General features: G+C 61.5%; 15 protein-coding genes. 6 read left to right on the forward strand and 9 right to left on the reverse strand.

Going from position 1 to position 17706, the window contains the following annotated elements; all coding sequences use genetic code 11:
- Window positions 1-88 precede the first annotated feature (88 nt).
- A complete protein-coding gene (locus tag IYY11_RS13165) occupies window positions 89-337 on the forward strand; it encodes a hypothetical protein (RefSeq protein ID WP_196404266.1) in 249 nt (82 codons plus the stop codon).
- 27 nt (window positions 338-364) lie between these two features.
- On the opposite strand, the gene IYY11_RS13170 is transcribed toward IYY11_RS13165, so the two are convergent.
- Together IYY11_RS13170 and IYY11_RS13175 are read right to left on the reverse strand one after the other, a co-directional pair.
- Window positions 365-2602: a family 2A encapsulin nanocompartment cargo protein cysteine desulfurase gene (locus IYY11_RS13170; RefSeq protein WP_196404267.1), complete on the reverse strand. Its 2238-nt coding sequence runs from the start codon at window positions 2600-2602 to the stop codon at window positions 365-367.
- 55 nt (window positions 2603-2657) lie between these two features.
- On the reverse strand, window positions 2658-3605 hold the full coding sequence (locus IYY11_RS13175; RefSeq protein ID WP_196404268.1) for a family 2A encapsulin nanocompartment shell protein: 948 nt from the start codon (window positions 3603-3605) through the stop codon (window positions 2658-2660).
- 139 nt (window positions 3606-3744) lie between these two features.
- Between IYY11_RS13175 and epsC the strand changes: the two genes are divergently transcribed.
- Window positions 3745-4677 carry a serine O-acetyltransferase EpsC gene (gene epsC / locus IYY11_RS13180; RefSeq protein WP_196404269.1) on the forward strand — a complete coding sequence of 311 codons (933 nt, stop codon included), beginning with the start codon at window positions 3745-3747 and terminating at the stop codon, window positions 4675-4677.
- A gap of 137 nt (window positions 4678-4814) precedes the next feature.
- Here the strand turns inward: epsC and IYY11_RS13185 are convergent, their stop codons facing one another.
- Together IYY11_RS13185 and IYY11_RS13190 are read right to left on the reverse strand one after the other, a co-directional pair.
- Window positions 4815-5303: a VOC family protein gene (locus IYY11_RS13185; protein WP_196404270.1), complete on the reverse strand. Its 489-nt coding sequence runs from the start codon at window positions 5301-5303 to the stop codon at window positions 4815-4817.
- Complete coding sequence (locus IYY11_RS13190; RefSeq protein WP_196404271.1) at window positions 5300-5776, reverse strand: MarR family winged helix-turn-helix transcriptional regulator; 477 nt, start codon at window positions 5774-5776, stop codon at window positions 5300-5302. Before IYY11_RS13190 ends, IYY11_RS13185 begins: the two co-directional genes overlap by 4 nt.
- 259 nt (window positions 5777-6035) lie before the next feature.
- Between IYY11_RS13190 and IYY11_RS13195 the strand changes: the two genes are divergently transcribed.
- A complete protein-coding gene (locus IYY11_RS13195) occupies window positions 6036-6506 on the forward strand; it encodes a VOC family protein (RefSeq protein WP_196404272.1) in 471 nt (156 codons plus the stop codon).
- A 71-nt stretch (window positions 6507-6577) separates the two neighbouring features.
- Here the strand turns inward: IYY11_RS13195 and IYY11_RS13200 are convergent, their stop codons facing one another.
- The gene (locus IYY11_RS13200; RefSeq protein ID WP_196404273.1) at window positions 6578-6886 is read right to left on the reverse strand and encodes a hypothetical protein; all 309 of its coding nucleotides are present in this window, start codon (window positions 6884-6886) and stop codon (window positions 6578-6580) included.
- 557 nt (window positions 6887-7443) lie between these two features.
- Between IYY11_RS13200 and IYY11_RS13205 the strand changes: the two genes are divergently transcribed.
- The 3 genes from IYY11_RS13205 to IYY11_RS13215 all read left to right on the forward strand — a co-directional run bounded on the left by IYY11_RS13205 (window position 7444) and on the right by IYY11_RS13215 (window position 10803).
- Window positions 7444-8436 carry a hypothetical protein gene (locus tag IYY11_RS13205; protein WP_196404274.1) on the forward strand — a complete coding sequence of 331 codons (993 nt, stop codon included), beginning with the start codon at window positions 7444-7446 and terminating at the stop codon, window positions 8434-8436.
- Window positions 8437-9326: 890 nt separating this feature from the next.
- A complete protein-coding gene (locus IYY11_RS13210; protein ID WP_196404275.1) occupies window positions 9327-10232 on the forward strand; it encodes a ferritin family protein in 906 nt (301 codons plus the stop codon).
- Window positions 10233-10323: 91 nt separating this feature from the next.
- Window positions 10324-10803: a ferritin family protein gene (locus tag IYY11_RS13215; RefSeq protein ID WP_196404276.1), complete on the forward strand. Its 480-nt coding sequence runs from the start codon at window positions 10324-10326 to the stop codon at window positions 10801-10803.
- Between the two features lie 15 nt (window positions 10804-10818).
- Here IYY11_RS13215 and IYY11_RS13220 read toward each other — a convergent pair whose 3' ends face one another.
- The 4 genes from IYY11_RS13220 to IYY11_RS13235 form a co-directional block, all read right to left on the reverse strand.
- A complete protein-coding gene (locus tag IYY11_RS13220) occupies window positions 10819-13419 on the reverse strand; it encodes a PAS domain S-box protein (RefSeq protein ID WP_196404277.1) in 2601 nt (866 codons plus the stop codon).
- Window positions 13420-13422: 3 nt separating this feature from the next.
- Window positions 13423-16767, reverse strand: coding sequence for an NAD-glutamate dehydrogenase domain-containing protein (locus tag IYY11_RS13225; RefSeq protein ID WP_409455257.1), 3345 nt, complete (start codon window positions 16765-16767; stop codon window positions 13423-13425).
- Window positions 16768-16843: 76 nt separating this feature from the next.
- A complete protein-coding gene (locus IYY11_RS13230; protein ID WP_246719947.1) occupies window positions 16844-17290 on the reverse strand; it encodes an ATP-binding protein in 447 nt (148 codons plus the stop codon).
- 9 nt (window positions 17291-17299) lie between these two features.
- Window positions 17300-17632, reverse strand: a complete 333-nt coding sequence (locus IYY11_RS13235; protein WP_196404279.1) for an STAS domain-containing protein — start codon at window positions 17630-17632, stop codon at window positions 17300-17302.
- Window positions 17633-17706 lie beyond the last annotated feature (74 nt).

A 17706-nucleotide genomic window follows, 5' to 3' on the forward strand; every position in this document is an offset into this window, starting at 1 on the left:
AAAAAATACCTGCGCTCGCCACGGCGCCGGAACATCCCATGAAACGTCGGGTTGTTCTTCCGTCTAACGGTTCGACGGGAGGCGCGCAATGCAAGCCAGGACGCGACAGCTCTTCGCCGGCGCATTCGGCTTGTCGCTGATCGGCGCCACGGCCGCCCTGGCGCAGTCCCCAGGATACTCTCCGGGCCCGCCCGGCTGGTATGGAAGGGCGCGTCCGCCCGCCTACGCGGGAGATTGCAAATTCCCCTATCCGCCGGGCTATCGTTACGATCTGAAAGACTGGCGCACCGGCTTCACCGATCGCGATTTTTCCTGTTACCGGCTCGATAGCGACTGAAAGCAGCCACAGCTCGACGAACGCTGGCTAAAAGGCTCTCCCCGCCTGCAGCCGCAGCAGCGCAGTGACAAGCGCATCGACGTCCGCGCATGTGTTGTAGAAGGCCAGCGACGGGCGCACGGTGGCTTCGAGGCCGAAGCGGCGCAGAATCGGTTGCGCGCAGTGATGACCGGAGCGAACGGCGATCCCCTCGCGATCGAGCGCCTTGCCGACGTCTTGCGGGTCGTGTCCATCGAGCGTGAAGGAGAGCACCGAGGCTTTCTCCGGCGCCGTGCCGATGAGGGTCAGACCCGGAACGGTGGTCATCTTTTCGGTCGCATAGACGAGAAGATCGTGCTCGTAACGGGCGATCACCTCCATGCCGATGGCTTCGACATAGTCGAGCGCCGCGCCGAGACCGACGGCGTCGGCGATATTGCCCGTGCCGGCCTCGAAGCGCTCTGGCGGACCCTGATAGATCGTCTGTTCGAACGTGACGTCGGCGATCATATTGCCGCCGCCCTGCCACGGATCGAGATGTTCGAGCACGGCGTCCTTGCCGTAAACGACGCCGATGCCGGTCGGGCCGAACACCTTGTGGCCGGAGAAGACGAAGAAGTCGCAGCCGATCGATTGCACGTCGATCGGCATATGCGACACCGATTGCGCGCCGTCGACGAGCACGCAGGCGCCGTAGCGATGCGCGATCGCTGTGATCTCCTGGACGGGCGTAATGGTGCCGAGCGCGTTCGAGACCTGCGAGACCGCGACGATCCGCGTCTTCGGATTCAGGAGCTTCTCATATTCCTCGAGAATGAGCGCGCCGCGGTCGTCGACCGGCGCGACGCGCAGCTTCGCGCCTTTCTCGGAACACAGCATCTGCCACGGCACGATATTGGCGTGATGTTCGAGGTGTGAGACGACGATTTCATCGCCCTCGCGCACATTGCGCCGGCCCCAGCTTTGCGCGACGAGATTGACGCCCTCCGTCGCGCCGCGCACGAAGATGATGTCCTTGACGTTGGGCGCCTTCAGAAAGCGGCGGACTTTTTCGCGCGCTTCCTCATAGGCGTCGGTCGCGCGCGCCGCGAGCGTATGCGCGGCGCGATGGATGTTGGAGTTCTCATTCTCGTAGAAATAGGCGAGCCGGTCGATCACCGACTGCGGCTTTTGCGTCGTCGCGGCGTTGTCGAGCCAGATAAGCTGTCGTCCGTTGACGCTCTGGTTGAGGATGGGGAAGTCGCGCTTGACGCGATAGGGATCGAAGAGATGCCGCGTGGCGAGGGTTTTCTCGGGCTGGCGTCCCTGCCGAGGCGCCGCGTAGACGCCGTCGCCATAGGGCGCATGCGCCGCGCCAGGGATCGCGCCAGAGGGCGCGCGACCGCCGGCGCCTCCCGGAAACGCATGCGCAACCGTGTCATAGTCGCTGGCGCGGCGCGGCGTCGAAGATGGGCGCCCGCCGGCGCCCGGCGAGTGGGGCGCGCTATGCGCATGATCGGACGCGCCGCCGCCTTGGGCGAATTCCCCCGGATGCAGCGGATAGACGCCCTGCGTCGCGCCGCCTTGCGAGTGACGCGAGACGAGTTCGTCGCCACGCATTGCTCCGCTCGTCTGCTGCGGCGAGAAGGGGTCGGGATGGCCATATCCCGCGCCGGTTGACGGCGCCCGCGTTTCATAGCGTAAGGGCTCTGCGCGTCCAGGCGCCGGCGCTGTTGGAAGAAAATAATAGTCGCTCGCCGGTCGTGCGACCGCGTCGTTGTCGACGAGCGAGAACTCCTGCGCAAGGCGGCGCGTCGGCTCGCTGTAATCCAGTTCGCCAGGGATCGATGATGTCGCGCCGCCGAGCGAAGCGCCGGGCTGCGGAATGTCGGCGAGGCCCAACGGCCGCGTCGAGGAATGCAAGGTCTGCGGCGCCGAGGGCGCCGGGACATTCGGGGTCGGGACGACGGAAGGAATCGTCGTCGGCGGAAAGTCCATGGGACCAAGAGGCGCGCGCGCAGGCGCATGCGGGGCGACGCTCGTCGCGATCGATGGCGCCGGAATATCGGTCAGACTGGGCGTCACGGCGGGCAAGGCGCCGGCAAGCGCCGGCGCACCGGATTGCTGCGTCACGGCGCCGGTCGTCGGTAGCGTCGCATGGGGCAGCGCGCCAAAGAAGGCGTTGGCCATCTGCGCGATGATCTGCGCGTCGGGCGCGGCGGCGTCATGATGCGTGAACGCCTCCTCGGACGGCGCGCCGTCTATGGGGAAGTCGACAAATTGCGGCGTCTGCGGCGCAGTCGGCATATGTGCACACCTCAGGAGGAAGAATCGGCGCGCTCAGCGCCGATCCCATAGGGACTCACGCATATTCGTCGGGATATTTGTGATATTTGCCGACGTCGACGTCTTCGAGCACGCCGAGCGCGTCATGCGTCAGCACGGCCGCCGAGCAATAGAGCGAGATCAGATACGAGGCGATGGCCTTGCGATTGATTCCCATGAAACGCACCGACAGGCTCGGCGCGACTTCTCCTGGGACGCCCGGCTGAAACAGGCCGACGACGCCCTGTTTCTTCTCGCCGGTGCGCAGCAGCAGAATATTCGTCTTTCCCGCTTCATCGACATAGAGCTTGTCGCTTGGGATCAGCGGCAGGCCGCGCCAGGTGACGAAGGGCGAGCCGAACAGCGTCACGGTTGGCGGCGGCACGCCGCGACGCGTGCATTCGCGCCCGAAGGCCGCGATGGCGCGCGGATGAGCAAGAAAGAAGGCCGGCTCCTTCCAGACTTTGGCGATCAGGTCGTCGAGATCGTCGGGCTGCGGCGCGCCGGTGCGCGCGCTGAGCTTCATCGACGGATGCGCATTGGCGAGGAAGCCATATTCGGCATTGTTGATGAGTTCGGCTTCCTGCCTCTCCTTCACCTTTTCGGTGAGGAGCCGCACCTGCTCCTGAATCTGGTCGTAAGGATGATTGTAGAGATCCGAGACGCGCGTCTGCACGTCGAGGATCGTCGTCACCGCATTCATCGAATATTCGCGCGGCGCATCCTCGTAATCAACGAAGGTCTCCGGCAGGTCAGCGTCGCGGTCGCGCGCCGGACTGCATTGGACGTCGGCGTCGCTGAGCGCCGTCGCCTCCTTGACCCGGTTGAGACGATAGATGCCCGCTTCCACCGGCACCCAGGGCAAGAACGACACCAGCCAGCGCGGCGTGACGCCAGACCATTGCGGACGCGTCTTCGTCGCATTGGCGAGCTGACGGGCGGCCGACTCGCTCAATGTTCGGCGAACTTCAGGTTCTGCGGTCATCAATCCTTTTCCCTCGACAAGATAGCCCCACGCGGCTCCACGCCATGACGCCGCTACTCGCATACTATAGCTTGTCGATAGACTATACCTGTTTTATGGTCAAGCCAGGGGTCGGGCCCCATTGGCGAGCGAAAGCAAGATGACGATGCTGCGAGAGATTTTTTCGAAGGACCACGACATCGACGCGATCGTTTCCGCCTTGAGCGCGCTGCGCCGAACGTCGCAGGCGCAGCGTTACGGAAACGCCGCGCCGCCGCAGCTCCCGTCGAAATTCGTCATGGCGTCGATCGTCGAGGGGATTACGGCAGCGCTTTATCCCCGGCATTATGGACCGCCCGAACTGCCCTTCGACAGCACGGACGAATTCATCGCGTCGACGCTAAAGACGTGCCTTGGGGGCCTTCGCGAACAGGTCCGGCGCGAGTTCGCGCTTTTTCCGAGCGACGCGCCGGACGAACCGACGCGGCTGCGCCCAACGGACGTCGTCGAAGCCTTCGCGCGTGCGATTCCGCGCGTGCGCACGCTGCTCGACGCCGACATCCGCGCGGCTTACGCCGGCGATCCGGCCGCGAAAAGCCTCGATGAGATTATATTCTGCTATCCCGGCGTCGCCGCCTTGATCAAACACCGGCTGGCGCATGAACTCTATCGACTCGGCGTTCCGATGCTGGCGCGCATCGTCGCGGAAATCGCGCATTCGCAGACCGGCATCGACATTCATCCGGGCGCCGAAATCGACCAGGGCTTCTTCATCGATCACGGCACCGGCGTCGTCATCGGCGAAACGGCGCGCATCGGCAAGAATGTGCGGCTCTATCAGGCGGTGACGCTTGGCGCCAAGCGCTTCGATGTCGATGAAAACGGCGCGCTCGAGAAAGGCAAGCCGCGACATCCGATCCTCGAAGACGACGTCGTGATCTATGCCGGCGCGACGGTGCTCGGCCGCATCACCATCGGCCGCGGATCGACGATCGGCGGCAACGTCTGGCTCACGCACTCCATTCCGCCCGGCAGCAACATCACGCAGGCGAAAGCGCGGATCGAGCTCTTCGATCACGGCGCGGGAATTTGATTGCGTGGGAGCTAAAGTAACCAAGCGGGCCGGCGTCCCGGCCCGCTTCCTTCCTCATGAGGTCGATCGGGTGAAAGGCTTCCTCATCCTGAGCAGCGTGCGCCGCACGCGTCTCGAAGGACGAGGACGGCCGTTACTCACGCCGTCGCCTCGGCGCAGCCCTTCGCCATCGCCTCGCGGCCCGCCGCCGCGATCTCGTCGGGAGTCAGGTCGCGCATATGCGTCGCGATCGACCAGACATGGCCGAAAGGGTCGATCACCTGGCCGTAGCGGTCGCCCCAGAACATGTCGTCGACCGGCATTTTGACCGTCGCGCCGGCGGCGACGGCCTGTGCGAAGACGGCGTCGACATCGTCGACCATGAGATGAATGGTCACCGGCGAACCTTTCAGCGCCTTCGGACCGAGCGCGCCCCATTCCGGCATTTCGTCGACAAGCATCACGATTGAATCGCCGATCCTCACCGACGCATGCATCAGTTTTCCGTCGGGACCGGGAAGGCGCATCATCTCCTGCGCGCCGAAGGCCTTCTTATAAAATTCGATCGCGTCGGAAGCGCCTTCGCAGATGAGATGCGGCGTGATCGATCGCATGCATGGCGGAGTGTTCTCAGCTTTGGCGTTCATGCTTTGACGTCCTTTCCTTCGGTTTGAGTTTCAGCCCCTAATATGCGCAGCGCTTTGCGCAGCTTTTGTCCCTCGCTGTGCGAAAACCCGGCGTCGAGCGCGGCATGTTCGCGCCGCCAGATCGGCAGCGCCGCGGCGAGCAGTTCGCCGCCGGCGTTTGTCAAAAACAGTCTGCGCGCGCGGCGGTCCTTCTCGTCAAGACGCGTTTCGACGAGTTCGCGCCGCTCCAGGGATTTCAGCGCGGCGGTGAGCGTCGTGCGATCCATGGCGAGCGCGCTCGCAAGTCGCCCCAGGGTCGGCGCCTGCGGGGCGTTGAGCGACATCATCAGCGAGAACTGGCCATTAGTGAGTCCAAGCGGCGCGAAGGCGCGATCGAAGCGGCGCGCGAGCGTGCGCGCCGCGCGCTGCGTCGCAAGGCAGAGACAGGCGTCGCGAACCTCATGAACGACCTCGATCGGCAGCTTCTTTGACATGGCGTCATTATGTTGATATCAACCTTTATTGCGTTTGTCGAGTCTTTCGCCTCACCGCCCAACTCAGCCCTCATGCTGAGGAGGTTCCGCAGGAGCCGTCTCGAAGCACGAGGGCGAAGTTCACGAAGGCGACGCATAAAGGTTTCCTCGTCCTTCGAGACGCGCCCTTCGGGCGCTCCTCAGGATGAGAAAACCTTGGAAACGCGTGCTGCGCACGCTCCGTTCGTTGGAAATGACAGACAGGAAGCAAGGAGCGGCCATGCCGTCGAAAGTCAGAACCTGTATCGCCTTCAAGGACCAGGCGGAGGAAGCGGCCCGCTTCTATGTCTCGGTCATTCCCGATTCAGTCTTCGAAGGCGTGTTCCGCCTCCAGCCAGACGGGCCGGCGCTGCTGGTTTCCTTCACCCTCGCCGGCACGCCCTATCAGGCGCTGAACATGGGCCGCGCGCCGAGCCACAACGAAGCCTTTTCGATCTCGGTGATGACCAAGGATCAGCGCGAGACCGACGCGCTTTGGGACAAGCTGCTCGCCGGCGGCGGCGCCGAGATCGAATGCAGCTGGCTCAAAGACCGCTACGGCATCCACTGGCAGATTGTGCCGGAAGCCTTGCCGCGCATGTTCACGAACGACGACCGCGCCGCCGCCGGCCGCGCCTTTCAGGCGATGCTTGGCATGCGCAAGATCGACCTCGCCGCGGTCGAAGCGGCGTTTCGCGGCGCGCCCGTTTAGATCACGCTGCATTTGGGCGGGAATCGTCCAAATGCAGATCGGTGATCGATTCCCAAAGTTGAGAGCGCGCTCTATGCCGAGCGCGCGATCGGCGCGGCGTCGCTTTTGGCGGCGACGGCGTTCCACTCCTGCTCCCAGAAATCGGCGACGCCGAAGCGCGCGATGACCGCGCCTTTTTCATCGAGAACGATCACCTCGTCGAAATCGACGACGTCGAGCGCCTTGGGACTGGAGAGCTCCATCGCGAAGAAGCGGCTCACTTCGGCGATGACGCTCGCCGGATCGGATGATTCCCGCTCATATTCACGCAGCGGCTTCAGCTTCACATGGCCGCCTTCGGTCTCAATGAATTTGACTTCGCGTACACGATAAATCGCCATTGCCTTACCCTCGCTTGCGCCGGGCACATGAGGGTGAAATTGGCTGCGCAAGCGGCGCGTCAAGAGGATAGCAGAAGCCTCGCTGTCGATTGGAAGCACAGGCCACCTGTCATTCCAACGCGCGTGCTTGGGCGCATACCTCAATGTCATTCCCGACGCGCGCTCCGCGCGCGATCGGGAATCCAGAAAAACCGATCATTCGCGAATTTGCTCTGGATTCCCGATCCGGCCTTCGGCCTGTCGGGAATGACACTGGAGCGCGCCACCCAACTCGCACCCTCATGCTGTGTAGGCGCCGAAGGCGCCGTCTCGAAGCATGCGGCCCGCAATTCGACAGCACATAAATCGTCGTCTGACTGACACTCAAAGGCCTTGGGACATTGACCACCACTGAAAGTAGACGAAACGATAGACCGCGTTTCAGCCCTTTACAGCGCAAACGCTAGAACGGCAGTCGCCAAGTCTCGCGCTCTGCGGGCGCTTTGACCAACCCTCTGCGTATTAATGCGGCTGTGCTATAGATTGCCCCATTTCGGCATTCGATTTGAGAGCTGGATATGATGGACTTAGTTGCTGGCGGGAGGGGCGCTGAGATGAGCCGCCAAAAATTCTCCGTTGCTTACAGCGGCAGAGATCGCCCGGATGATCATTCCATAGATGCAGAATCGCTCGGTCCTGCCCTTGTGGCGTTCGGCCGCTTGATCCGAGAGGCGAACAGTGAATTCAATGATAAAAGAGCGGCCGCGAAGGTTTTGGTCGTCTCAGATTTCGAACATAAGTGCTTCAATATAAACTTTGAAGTAGTTATGAGTGTCTTTGAGCACGTAAAGAGCTTAATTGGCGATGATAAAGTCTCGACCGCGAAAGACATTTTAGAATGGATTGGACTCGTAAAACCGATCGCACTCTCAAGCCTTACTTATCTCGGATACCTAAAATGGAAAAATGGCAGGAAAGTCATTAATACCACCACGTTAGTGGATCAGGATAAGTCCGGGTTTGTGGGCGTTCAAGTAGAAGGTGAGCATAACCCAATCGTTATTAATCAGCACGTTTACAATATGTCCATAAATCCTAAGGCTCTTAAAGCAACCCGCGACGCGCTTTCTCCTGTAGGAAGTGACGGGTTCGATAGCATTGATCTGCGCGACGAAGGCCATATAGTCGACAAGCTCGATCACAAAAAAATCGACGAGATACTTTCGTCATGCAACGCGGGGCTGGAAGAAATAGGAGAGGAATCCCCTGAAGTTGAAGAAACTAGCGCGTGGCTCAGCGTTTATTCACCCGTATATGATCTCAGTGCGGACAAATGGCGCTTTAAACTAGGGAAAGAGCCTGTTTACGTCGATATTTCAGAAACAGAAATAGCAAGGGACGCGCTGGCAAGAGGCGGAGCATTGGCGGACGATGCTTATTTCGTAACACTTCAAGTCACGACTCCCAAGGATAAATCCGGCAAAATCGGTAAACAATCTTATAAGATTATTGAGGTGAGAAGATTTATCGGAGCGAAGCCTACCTCACAAGGCTCTCTATTCGACAAGTAAGGCTTGCTAATCGACTCGTCCGTTAAACGACCAGCTTTTTGCGGCGCCGCTAAGACGCTCTCGATCGCCGGCATATCCGCATGTCGGACGGGGATGCCGAGGCGATGTTTTTTGCTGCGGGCGCAGGCCAGAGACTGATGGCTATATGCGCCCTCTTGACACCTCCGGAATAAATTCCTATCCTCCGCTCGCCTTCGTCAAGCGAGGGCGCGGCTCAGGGTCGAGCGGCGCCGGCGAAGGACGGATCCGGCGGGACGAACGACCCTCGTTCCCTGGTCCGGCGGCGCGTCGCCGGTCTGGGCTTCTCTCCTTTGCGCGGAGACGCATGAGCCCTTCGATAGGCCGCAAGGCTTAGCGAAACTCATGTGCAGGCTTTGAAAGCCCGGACCACAATATCCGAGGATGGCGCAGGCGTCGGTTACCCGAACGATGGGGAGCGGCTCCCTCAGCCCGGAGGCGGCGAGACGACGCGATCCGTGTCCGGGAGAAACCGGCCGTCGAAGACACTTCTCTGCGCTGCGGCCAGCGACGGCCGGGGCGTCCCGGACCGCTCGCCCCCCGCGCCTTAACGGCGGCGGGACGTCTTCGCGCGCCCGCGTTTTGGCGCACCCCTTATCAGCGCACGTCCAGAACCACCATGGCGAGTCGACATGCCGCGACGATCGAAGTCACGTCAGCGTCGCCGCCTTCGCATCAGTAATACCGCACCCGTGCGACAATGCGTCCTACAGCGCGTCGTATTGCGTGGCGAGATTTCTGCTTTGCAAAGTCTCTGGCAAGATAACGGGCTCGGCTGCCGCTTAGAATACCTCCGGTGAGCTTACATTCTGGTCCGGATTGCCCCTTAAACGACGAATCATGTCTGAGTTCAGACAAAAGGAGCAAAAACAGTGGCTAATGTGACATTCTCCTCACCCGTACTTGCGCGCGACATTACTGTCTATGCGATCGCCGGAGACCGCGGCACGATCCTGGCGGTGGCCAAGGCCCATAAAATCCCCATTCCCTTCGACTGTCAGGACGGCGAATGCGGCTCCTGCCTCGTCGAGGTCACGCACCTCAGCCGCAACCCCAAATATGGAATCGCGCTGACCGAGAAGGAAAAGGAGATGTTGCGCCAGCTCGGCAAGATCACCAAAGCCGAGATCGACGCCGCCGAAGTCAACGACATGCCGCCGCGCTATCGCCTGGCGTGCCAATGTTTCGTGCGTAACGAAGACATCCTCGTCAAATTCGAAGGCGATCAAACGCTGCCCGCGCAAGGCGCCCATATCACCCATGCCGCGAAACGCTTCACGGGCGGCATCGAGATCGCCACGGTGGAGGAATTTGTCGGATACGCCGTGAAGGTCGAAGAGGACGCGGCGATCCATTTCGACGAACTCGCGGGCATGATGGAAAGCTGCGGCAACGCGGAAGTCGCCAAATTGTTTCGGCAACTCGCCGGCTTCTCACGCCTGCATCTCGCCGAGGCTAAAAAGCGCGCGGGATCGATCGATCTGTCGGCGGTCATTCCGCCCGATTACGTGTGGCCAAATCATGCGACCCCGGAACGCACCGAAATTTGGGCCGCCGATCCGACGCTGTCGCGGCTCGACGGCTTGAAGGCCGCCCTGCAGGGCGAACGCCGAGGCTATGAGTTCTATCGGGCCGTCGCCGCCAAAACCAAATCGCCGGAGATCGAAGCGATGGCCAAGGAATTCGTCAAGGAAGAGGCCGAGCATGTCAAAATTCTCGAAGCCTGGATCACGCGCGAAGAATGGACGATAAAGAACCCGTCAAGCGCCAACGCTTGAGCGAGGAGCCTGATAACCGGCTTGAGGCGGGGGCGGCCTTTTTTGGCCGCCGCTCGCTGACAAATCTGAGCTCAGCGAGCGAGGGGGAGACATGGAATCGGTCGAGGAATTTCTCGCTTATGCAATTCACCTCGAATTCGAGGCGGCGACCCGCTACGGGCAATTGGCGGACGCCATGGAGTCAGGCGGCAATCGCGAAGTCGGCAAACTGTTTCGTCGATTGGCGGATTATTCCAGACTGCATCTGGCCGAGGCGCAGGCCCGCGGCGGCTTTCGCGAATTGCCAAAAATGAAGCCGGACGAGTTCGTCTGGCCCGGACTGGAGAGCCCCGAGACGGCGGCGATCTGGGCCGCCGATCCGTTTATTGGACGCGAACAGGCTCTTGAGATTGCGCTCGACGCCGAGACCGCGGGCCTCAAATATTACCAGCACGTTCTCGACACGACATCCGACCCCGAGATCAAGATCCTCGCCAAGGAGTTTGTCGCCGAAGAGCTTAGTCACGTCACTGAACTGAACAGGTGGATCGCCGCGAATAAAGCCGGGAAAATGCTGACCGTCGATCCTTGAGTCCATCGTTCGACGTCAGCACACCTGCGCCACCACCATGGCGACGTCGTCCGACGCCGGCGCCTCGCCGCGGAAGGCGCGCACGTCGGCGAGCACCGCCTTGATGAGGTCGCGCGGCGAAAGGCGGCGATGCTGCATGAAAGCGGCGGACAGGCGCTCGAGTCCAAAGAAGTCGCCCTGGCGGTTTTGCGCCTCGGTGATTCCATCGGTGTAGAACAGCAGCTTGTCGCCCGCGGCGAGTGCGAGGCTCCCCTCCTTGAATTCGACCGCGCGCATGACGCCGATCACCAGGCCGTCGGCGTCGAGCTGCACGCACACGGCGCCCTCGGCGCGCAGCAGCAACGGCGGATTTTGGCCGGCGTTGGCGTATTGCAGCGTGCGCGTCTGCGGCAGGAAGCGGCAATAGAACATGGTGATGAAGAGGTCCGCGGCGGTCAGGTCCTCGTGCAGGAGCTCATTGAGGTCGTGCAACAGCTCCGCCGGCCCGCTCAAGGCGTTCGTCGCCTTTCGCGTTTCGGCGCGCAGCGTGCTGCGCACTTCGGTCATGATCAGCGCGGCGCCGACGCTATGGCCGGAAACGTCGGCGATGACGATGTCGATGACGCCGGAATTTTCGAAATAGTCGAAATAATCGCCGCCGACATGGGTCGCCGGCACACAGATTCCGGCGATCTCCATATGCGGCGTGCGCAGCGGCGCATTCGGCAGCAGCGACAGCTGGATCTGCTTGGCGATTTCGAGTTCGTGGCGATTCTCTTCGACGCGCCGCCGGTCGGAAATATCGGCGTGAACGCTGACGAAATGGGTGATGCGCCCCGCCTCATTGGCGACCGGCGAGATCGAGAGTTCGTCCCAGAAGGAGCTGCCATCTTTGCGGTAGAATTTCACCACCACCTGGCAGCTTGTGCGATGCACGATCGCGTTGCGGATTTCCTCAAGCGCCGCAGGGTCGGTCTCCGGCCCGCGCAACAGATGCAGGCTGTGCCCGAGCAGCTCTTCGCGGGTGAAGCCGGTGATCCGGCTCAGCGCCGGATTGACGTAGATGTTCGGAACGCGGGGCGCCTGCGCGTCCCAGACCGCGATGCCGATCGGGACGGATTCGATGGCGCGATTGCGCACGCGCAGCGCGTCTTCGAACGTCTTGCGCGAGGTGATGTCGTGGTCGACGCCGCGCCATTTTACCAGTCGGCCGCCTTCGTCGAAGATCGGCGCGCCGGTCGACTCGGTGAAGACGTCGCCGTCGTTCTTATGCCGGTAGTGGTTGACGACGCGATGGAAAGCCCGGCGCAGCGCGATCGGGCTCGGGGAAGACTTGAGAACGGGGTCTTCTGCGCTCTCCTTGGCGAAGAGATCGACATAGGTCTTGCCGAGAACCTCGTCGGGCGTCATGCCGAGCACGTCCTCGACGGCGCTGCTGCTATAGGTGTAGCGGCCGTCCGGGTCCTGCTCCCACAGCCAATCGCCGGCCATGTCGGCGATCTGCCGGAAACGCTGTTCGCTCTCGAATAGCGCCTCCTTGTCGCGCTTCTGTTCGGTGATATCCTGCTGAATGGCGAGGTAATGGGTGATCTCGCCGTTCGCATCGCGCAGCGGCGTGATGATTTCGGAGGCCCAATAAAGCTTGCCGTCCTTTCTTTTATCCTGGATCTGACCGCGCCATTCAACGCCGGCGCGAATGCTCTCCCAAAGCCGCCGATATTGATCGCCCTCGGTCCGTTTCGATTGAAGCATCCGCGGGTTCCGGCCGATGAGCTCATGCGGGGGATAGCCGGTCAGGCTGGCGAAGCGGCTATTCACATATTCAATTTCGCCATCCTTATTGGTGATCATCACCGCGATCGGACTTTGTTCGACGGCGGCGGAGAGCGTCACCAGCCGGTCTTCGGCGCGTTTCAGCCGAGTCAGATCATGGGTGACGCCGACGAAGTAGCGCGTGCCGTCAAGCCGGATTTCGCCGATCGAGAGATACATCGGGAAGGTCGTGCCGTTTTTGCGCCGACCGACGACCTCGCGGCCGACGCCGATGATCTTCTTGACGCCGGTTTCTCTATAGGCGGAGAGATAGCCGTCATGCGCCTCGCGATAGGGCGACGGCATCAGCAGCTTGACGTTCCTTCCGAGGGCTTCCTCGGCGCGGTAGCCGAACAGCTTCTCCGCGCCTCTGCTGAAGAGCAATATGTCGCCGGCCTCGTTGATCACGACGAGACCGTCGACCATGCCGCCGAAGATGGTTTCGAGCTTTTTCGTCGTCTCGTCGAGCGCATCCGCCTCACTCGGCTCGTCGATAGAACGCAGTTTGAGCAACGATCCGCCATCGCCATTGCCGGAAAGCGGGTCGATCTCGCAGCGAACGTCAAGCGTTGCTCCATCCTTGCGCCGAATGCGCAGAGACAGCCGCCGGCGGGCGCTCGGCGACGACGACGGGGACTCGCAATCATCGGCGTGTGGCGCGAGAACCCGCGGAAAGAACGGCTGGCCGCGAAGCTCCCCTTCGCGATAGCCCGTAAGACGTTCGGCGGCTTGGTTCATCAATCGCAGGGCGCCCGACGATTCGAGGATGCAGAGAGCCTCATCGAAAGCGTCGAGAATAGCGCGATCGGCCGCGACCGTTTCCATGCGCTACGAAGCTCCTGCTTCGGAGGATGCGCGCCTGGGCTTTCGCGCCCTCTCCACGCCCTCCGCCGAGCGGCTGCGATACGCGGCGTCGCATGCGTCGACCAGGGCGTTCAGCTCGGCGACGAAAGCTGCGAAGGGCGTCAGCGTCGTAAAGAGCGAAGCCTCGAGTTTGAACGCCAGCCGCTCGAGCCCGGCGAGACGGAACTCCAGGCCGACGTTCCGAAACAAAGTCCGCGCGTCGGCGATTCCGCTCAGCAACTGCATGGACGCAATGCGCGCGGACGCATCCCGCATTCGCGCGTCGAGCGCGGCCTGCAACTGCTGCTCCCAGAGGTCTCTTGGCTTCACGTCCGCGAGAAGGGCGGTCAGCTTTTGCAATCCAAACAGATTGGCGGCCTTATCGAAATATCCGCCGGCGACCCGCATGTCCTCTCCCGATTCGCGGGTGAGCGCGACAAGGAAAGGAAAATTCCGCAGCCGATCGAAATAGGGCGCCGCCACAGATTGATCGCCCTGCGCTTCGCTCATGCCCGCGCGTTCACGATAGGCGCGCAGATCGGAACGCCAACGCTCGATGTCTTCGTGGTCGGGACTCAGTCGATGCCCTCGTCGCATGGCCCAGTGGCACATATACGCCAAAGCGTCCTCAAGCTGGAGAATGAGCCCATACTGGCGCGCGGCGTCCAGTTCGCGGCTTTCGCGAAAGCTGGCGCGCCATCGATCTCCCTCGAAGATTCGATCGAAGGAAAGATAGAGCTTGACGGCATAGCTCAGCAGAGTTGGGACCAGCCCCTCGCCCAGCAACAGGAAGCAAACTCCCGCCTGATCGACGACCTTGTTGCAGATCATCGTGACGGCGATTTCCCGCGCGAGTGAATGACTCCTGATCCGCTCCGAAAAATGAGTCCGCAGATATTCTGGGAAATAGCTCGCCAGAAATTCATATGACCAGGAACCCTGCAGAAACGCCTCGTCTTCCAGCAGCCTCTGCTTCAGCGCCAGCTTCGAACCGGCCATCAGCACGGCGAGCTCCGGTCGCGTCAGCTCTTTCGTCTCGCGCGCCGAGACATCCTTTCGTGTCGGGAAGGCCTCGGCCACAGGATTGATGTAGCCGGCGTTTTCAAGCTGCTCCGCGAGGTCCATGAATGGATCGAGATTGATGCGGCACCGCGCGCGGTCCAGCGATAGGCAAAGACTCTGTCGGTCGTTGTCCTGCAATACGGACGCGCAAACCTCCTCGGTGAGGGATTCGAGCAAGCGATTGGGATCTCCGACGTCTGGCGTGTTTTGGTCCGGCCACGTGTGCAGCAGAGTCTTCAAATTGACTTCGTGATCGGAGAGATCAACGCCGGCCGAATTGTCGACCGCGTCGGTATTAATCCGGCCGCCTCTCAGGGCGTATTCAATGCGCCCCCGCTGCGTAAAGGCGAGGTTGGCGCCTTCGCCGACGACCTTGGCGCGAAGCTGCAGCGCATCGACGCGCGCGCCGTCGTTGACGCGATCGCCGACGCTCTCATTCGTCTCCGAGCTCGCCTTGACATAAGTGCCGACGCCGCCCATCCACAACAGATCCACGGGCGCGATCAAGAGCCAGCGGACCAGCGCTTCGCCATCAATGGCGCTATGCCGCACGCCAAGCCACGCGCGCACTTCCGGGCTTAGCGGGATATCCTTGGCGTCGCGCCGATAGACGCCTCCGCCTTGCGAGAGCAGCGCCGGGTTATAATCGCGCCACGTCGACTGCGGCAGTGGGAACAGACGACGACGCTCGGCGAAGGAAATGAGCGGATCCGGCTTGGGGTCGAGGAAGATGCACTGACCGTCGAACGCGCCAAGCAGGCGAATGTTCGGCGTGTGCAGCATGCCATTGCCGAAGACGTCGCCATCCATCGAGCCGACTCCGACGACCGTAATCGGCTCCGCATCGACGTTGCGACCGAGCTCATGGAAGTGCCGTCTTACACAGACCCAGGCGCCACGCGCAGTAATGCCCAGTCGCTTATGATGATAGCCATGCGCGCCGCCGCTCGCGAAGGCGTCGCCGAGCCAGAAGCCATAGGCGTGCGAAATCTCATTCGCGACATCGGCCCAGAAGGCGGTGCCCTTGTCGGCCGCGACGACGAGATAAGGATCGGGACCGTCATAGGCGACAAGCGCCGGCGGCCTGACAATCTGCGAATCCTTCAGATTGTCGGTGAGATCGAGAAGGCCGCGCAGGAATTGCGAATATGCCTCCCTCCCGAGGCGCTGGCGCTCCGTCGCGTCTTCAAAGGGAAGCTTCAGAACAAAGCCGCCCTTGGCACCCTGCGGCACGATGAGGGCGTTCTTGATCATCTGAGTCTGCATCAGAGCCAGGACTTCGCCTCGAAAGTCCTCGGGCCGGTCCGACCAGCGGATGCCGCCGCGCGCGACTTTGGCGCCCCGCAAATGCACGCCTTCCATTGAAGTGGAATGAACGTAGATCTCCGCCATTGGCTTTGGCGACGGCATATTGAAAACGCCGAGGCTGCTGATCTTTAGAGAGATGAACTTGCGCGCCCAATCGCCGCAAAAATAGAAGTTGGTGCGCACCGTCGCGTCGATGAGATTGAAGAGATCGCGAAGAATGCGATCGTCGCCACCGTCAGCGACCTTGTCCAATACGTCGACAAGCTGAGCCCTGATCGGCGTGAGCAACTCCAACTCGATCTCAAAGGAGTCGCGTCCCCCGTGATCCGGCTCGAACCGCGCTTGGAAATAACGATAGAGGAGTTGGGCGACCGCCGGACTGTGCAAAAGCGCGCGATAGATGCGCGTGCGCTCGATCCGCAGACCCAGCTGCTGATAGTAGTTGCTATAGGCGCGAAAGAGATCGATCTGCCGCCAGTCAAGCTCCGTGACTAAGACCAGGCCGTTCAAGGCGTCGCTCTCAACCTCGGCTGAAAGCACGGCTTTGAGCGCCGCCAACAATCGACGGTGCGATCGTGCGACGCTCGCGTCGCCGCGCATGGAGGGCTCGACGATGAAACTTCGAATGAACCGCGGCCCGATGCTGAGATTGAGTGCGAACTGAATTTGATCGACGGCGCGCAGTCCGAGGTTCTGCAGCATCGGCAGTAATTCATCGAGCGCATGGTCTTTGGCGCCGATCAGCCGAACCTCATATCGGGCGACATCGGTTCCGGAGCCGCGCAGCCGGCGCAATTCGACGATCTCGTTCTCGCTTTGGTGGGCTGCAATCAGCGCGAGATCACGCGCGGCGCGCCGCGCCGGGACGAGAAAGCGATAGGCTTTGGGCAGTGCGTCAAGCGACTCCCCGGAAAGATTCTGTCGAGAACCGCGACCGGCGCGGCGGAGGAAATCCCGCACCACGGAATCCCAGTCCGCGACGCGGGGCGCTTCAGACGTCAATGGGTCCGGAGAGCGAAGCACGAGCAACCATCAGCTAGGCGATCTTCTTGCGCATTTCGAGAACATTGCCCGAATCCGTCTTGCGATATTGAACAGAGTCCATCACAGAGCGAATGAAGAATATGCCGCGGCCACGTTCACGCAGTTCATCGAACGCGGGCGTCGGCAGAGCGGCAAGGTCGAAGCCCCCTCCATGATCGTAAACGCGGACGGAAAGATAGGCGTCCTCCACCGAAAAGCAGATCCGAACGGAGTCGGTCGAATTTGCCGCGGAGCTATACTGAATGGCGTTGGCGACGGCCTCGGTCAGCGCAAGATTGAGGTGAAAAGCGAGGGTGTCGCGCGTGTCCTCCTGAACGTCCAGCTCCTTCGCAAGCTGCTCGGCGATCGCGCCAACGAGGCGCAGATATCGCGTTTGACTGGGAACGACGATGTCCAGATTGACGAATGTCTCGCACATCTCGATCACCGCCCACCCCATTCCGCGGACTCACGCGCTCAGCGCCAACTGCAAGCTTGGGTAGATGTCGAAAACGCGGTGCAGTCGCGTCAGTTCGAACATCGACCTGACACGCGGCTGCAGACCCGCCAAAGCGAACCCGCTCGTGCGCAAACTCGCATTCTTGTAGCCGGAGAGCAGCGCCCCCAGCCCTGAGCTGTCAATGAATTGAACTCTCGCCAAGTCGATGACGACGTTTTTGGCGCCGCCTTCGAGCGTCTTGAGCACCAAGTCCTTGAGCTCGCCGGAGTTGTGCGCATCGATGCGATCCTCCTGGATGCTCAGAACGGTTCGGTCGTCTCGCACTTCCTTCGCTATTCTCATTGTCCAGTCTCAGCTCGATGATGACCACGAAAGTCTCTTGGAAATAGATATGTCTGCGGCAAGCGATTAACAGG

Origin of the sequence: Methylocystis sp. H62 (assembly GCF_015709515.1) — a bacterium.
GTDB lineage: Bacteria > Pseudomonadota > Alphaproteobacteria > Rhizobiales > Beijerinckiaceae > Methylocystis.

Bases quoted from the DNA above. Each gene is read 5' to 3' on its own strand.
- IYY11_RS13230 (WP_246719947.1), bottom strand. From the start codon at position 17,290: ATGGGGTGGGCGGTGATCGAGATGTGCGAGACATTCGTCAATCTGGAC.
- IYY11_RS13205 (WP_196404274.1), top strand. From the start codon at position 7,444: ATGATGGACTTAGTTGCTGGCGGGAGGGGCGCTGAGATGAGCCGCCAA.
- IYY11_RS13165 (WP_196404266.1), top strand. From the start codon at position 89: ATGCAAGCCAGGACGCGACAGCTCTTCGCCGGCGCATTCGGCTTGTCG.
- IYY11_RS13190 (WP_196404271.1), bottom strand. From the start codon at position 5,776: ATGTCAAAGAAGCTGCCGATCGAGGTCGTTCATGAGGTTCGCGACGCC.
- IYY11_RS13215 (WP_196404276.1), top strand. From the start codon at position 10,324: ATGGAATCGGTCGAGGAATTTCTCGCTTATGCAATTCACCTCGAATTC.
- IYY11_RS13185 (WP_196404270.1), bottom strand. From the start codon at position 5,303: ATGAACGCCAAAGCTGAGAACACTCCGCCATGCATGCGATCGATCACG.
- epsC (WP_196404269.1), top strand. From the start codon at position 3,745: ATGACGATGCTGCGAGAGATTTTTTCGAAGGACCACGACATCGACGCG.
- IYY11_RS13175 (WP_196404268.1), bottom strand. From the start codon at position 3,605: ATGACCGCAGAACCTGAAGTTCGCCGAACATTGAGCGAGTCGGCCGCC.
- IYY11_RS13220 (WP_196404277.1), bottom strand. From the start codon at position 13,419: ATGGAAACGGTCGCGGCCGATCGCGCTATTCTCGACGCTTTCGATGAG.
- IYY11_RS13170 (WP_196404267.1), bottom strand. From the start codon at position 2,602: ATGCCGACTGCGCCGCAGACGCCGCAATTTGTCGACTTCCCCATAGAC.
- IYY11_RS13235 (WP_196404279.1), bottom strand. From the start codon at position 17,632: ATGAGAATAGCGAAGGAAGTGCGAGACGACCGAACCGTTCTGAGCATC.
- IYY11_RS13200 (WP_196404273.1), bottom strand. From the start codon at position 6,886: ATGGCGATTTATCGTGTACGCGAAGTCAAATTCATTGAGACCGAAGGC.
- IYY11_RS13195 (WP_196404272.1), top strand. From the start codon at position 6,036: ATGCCGTCGAAAGTCAGAACCTGTATCGCCTTCAAGGACCAGGCGGAG.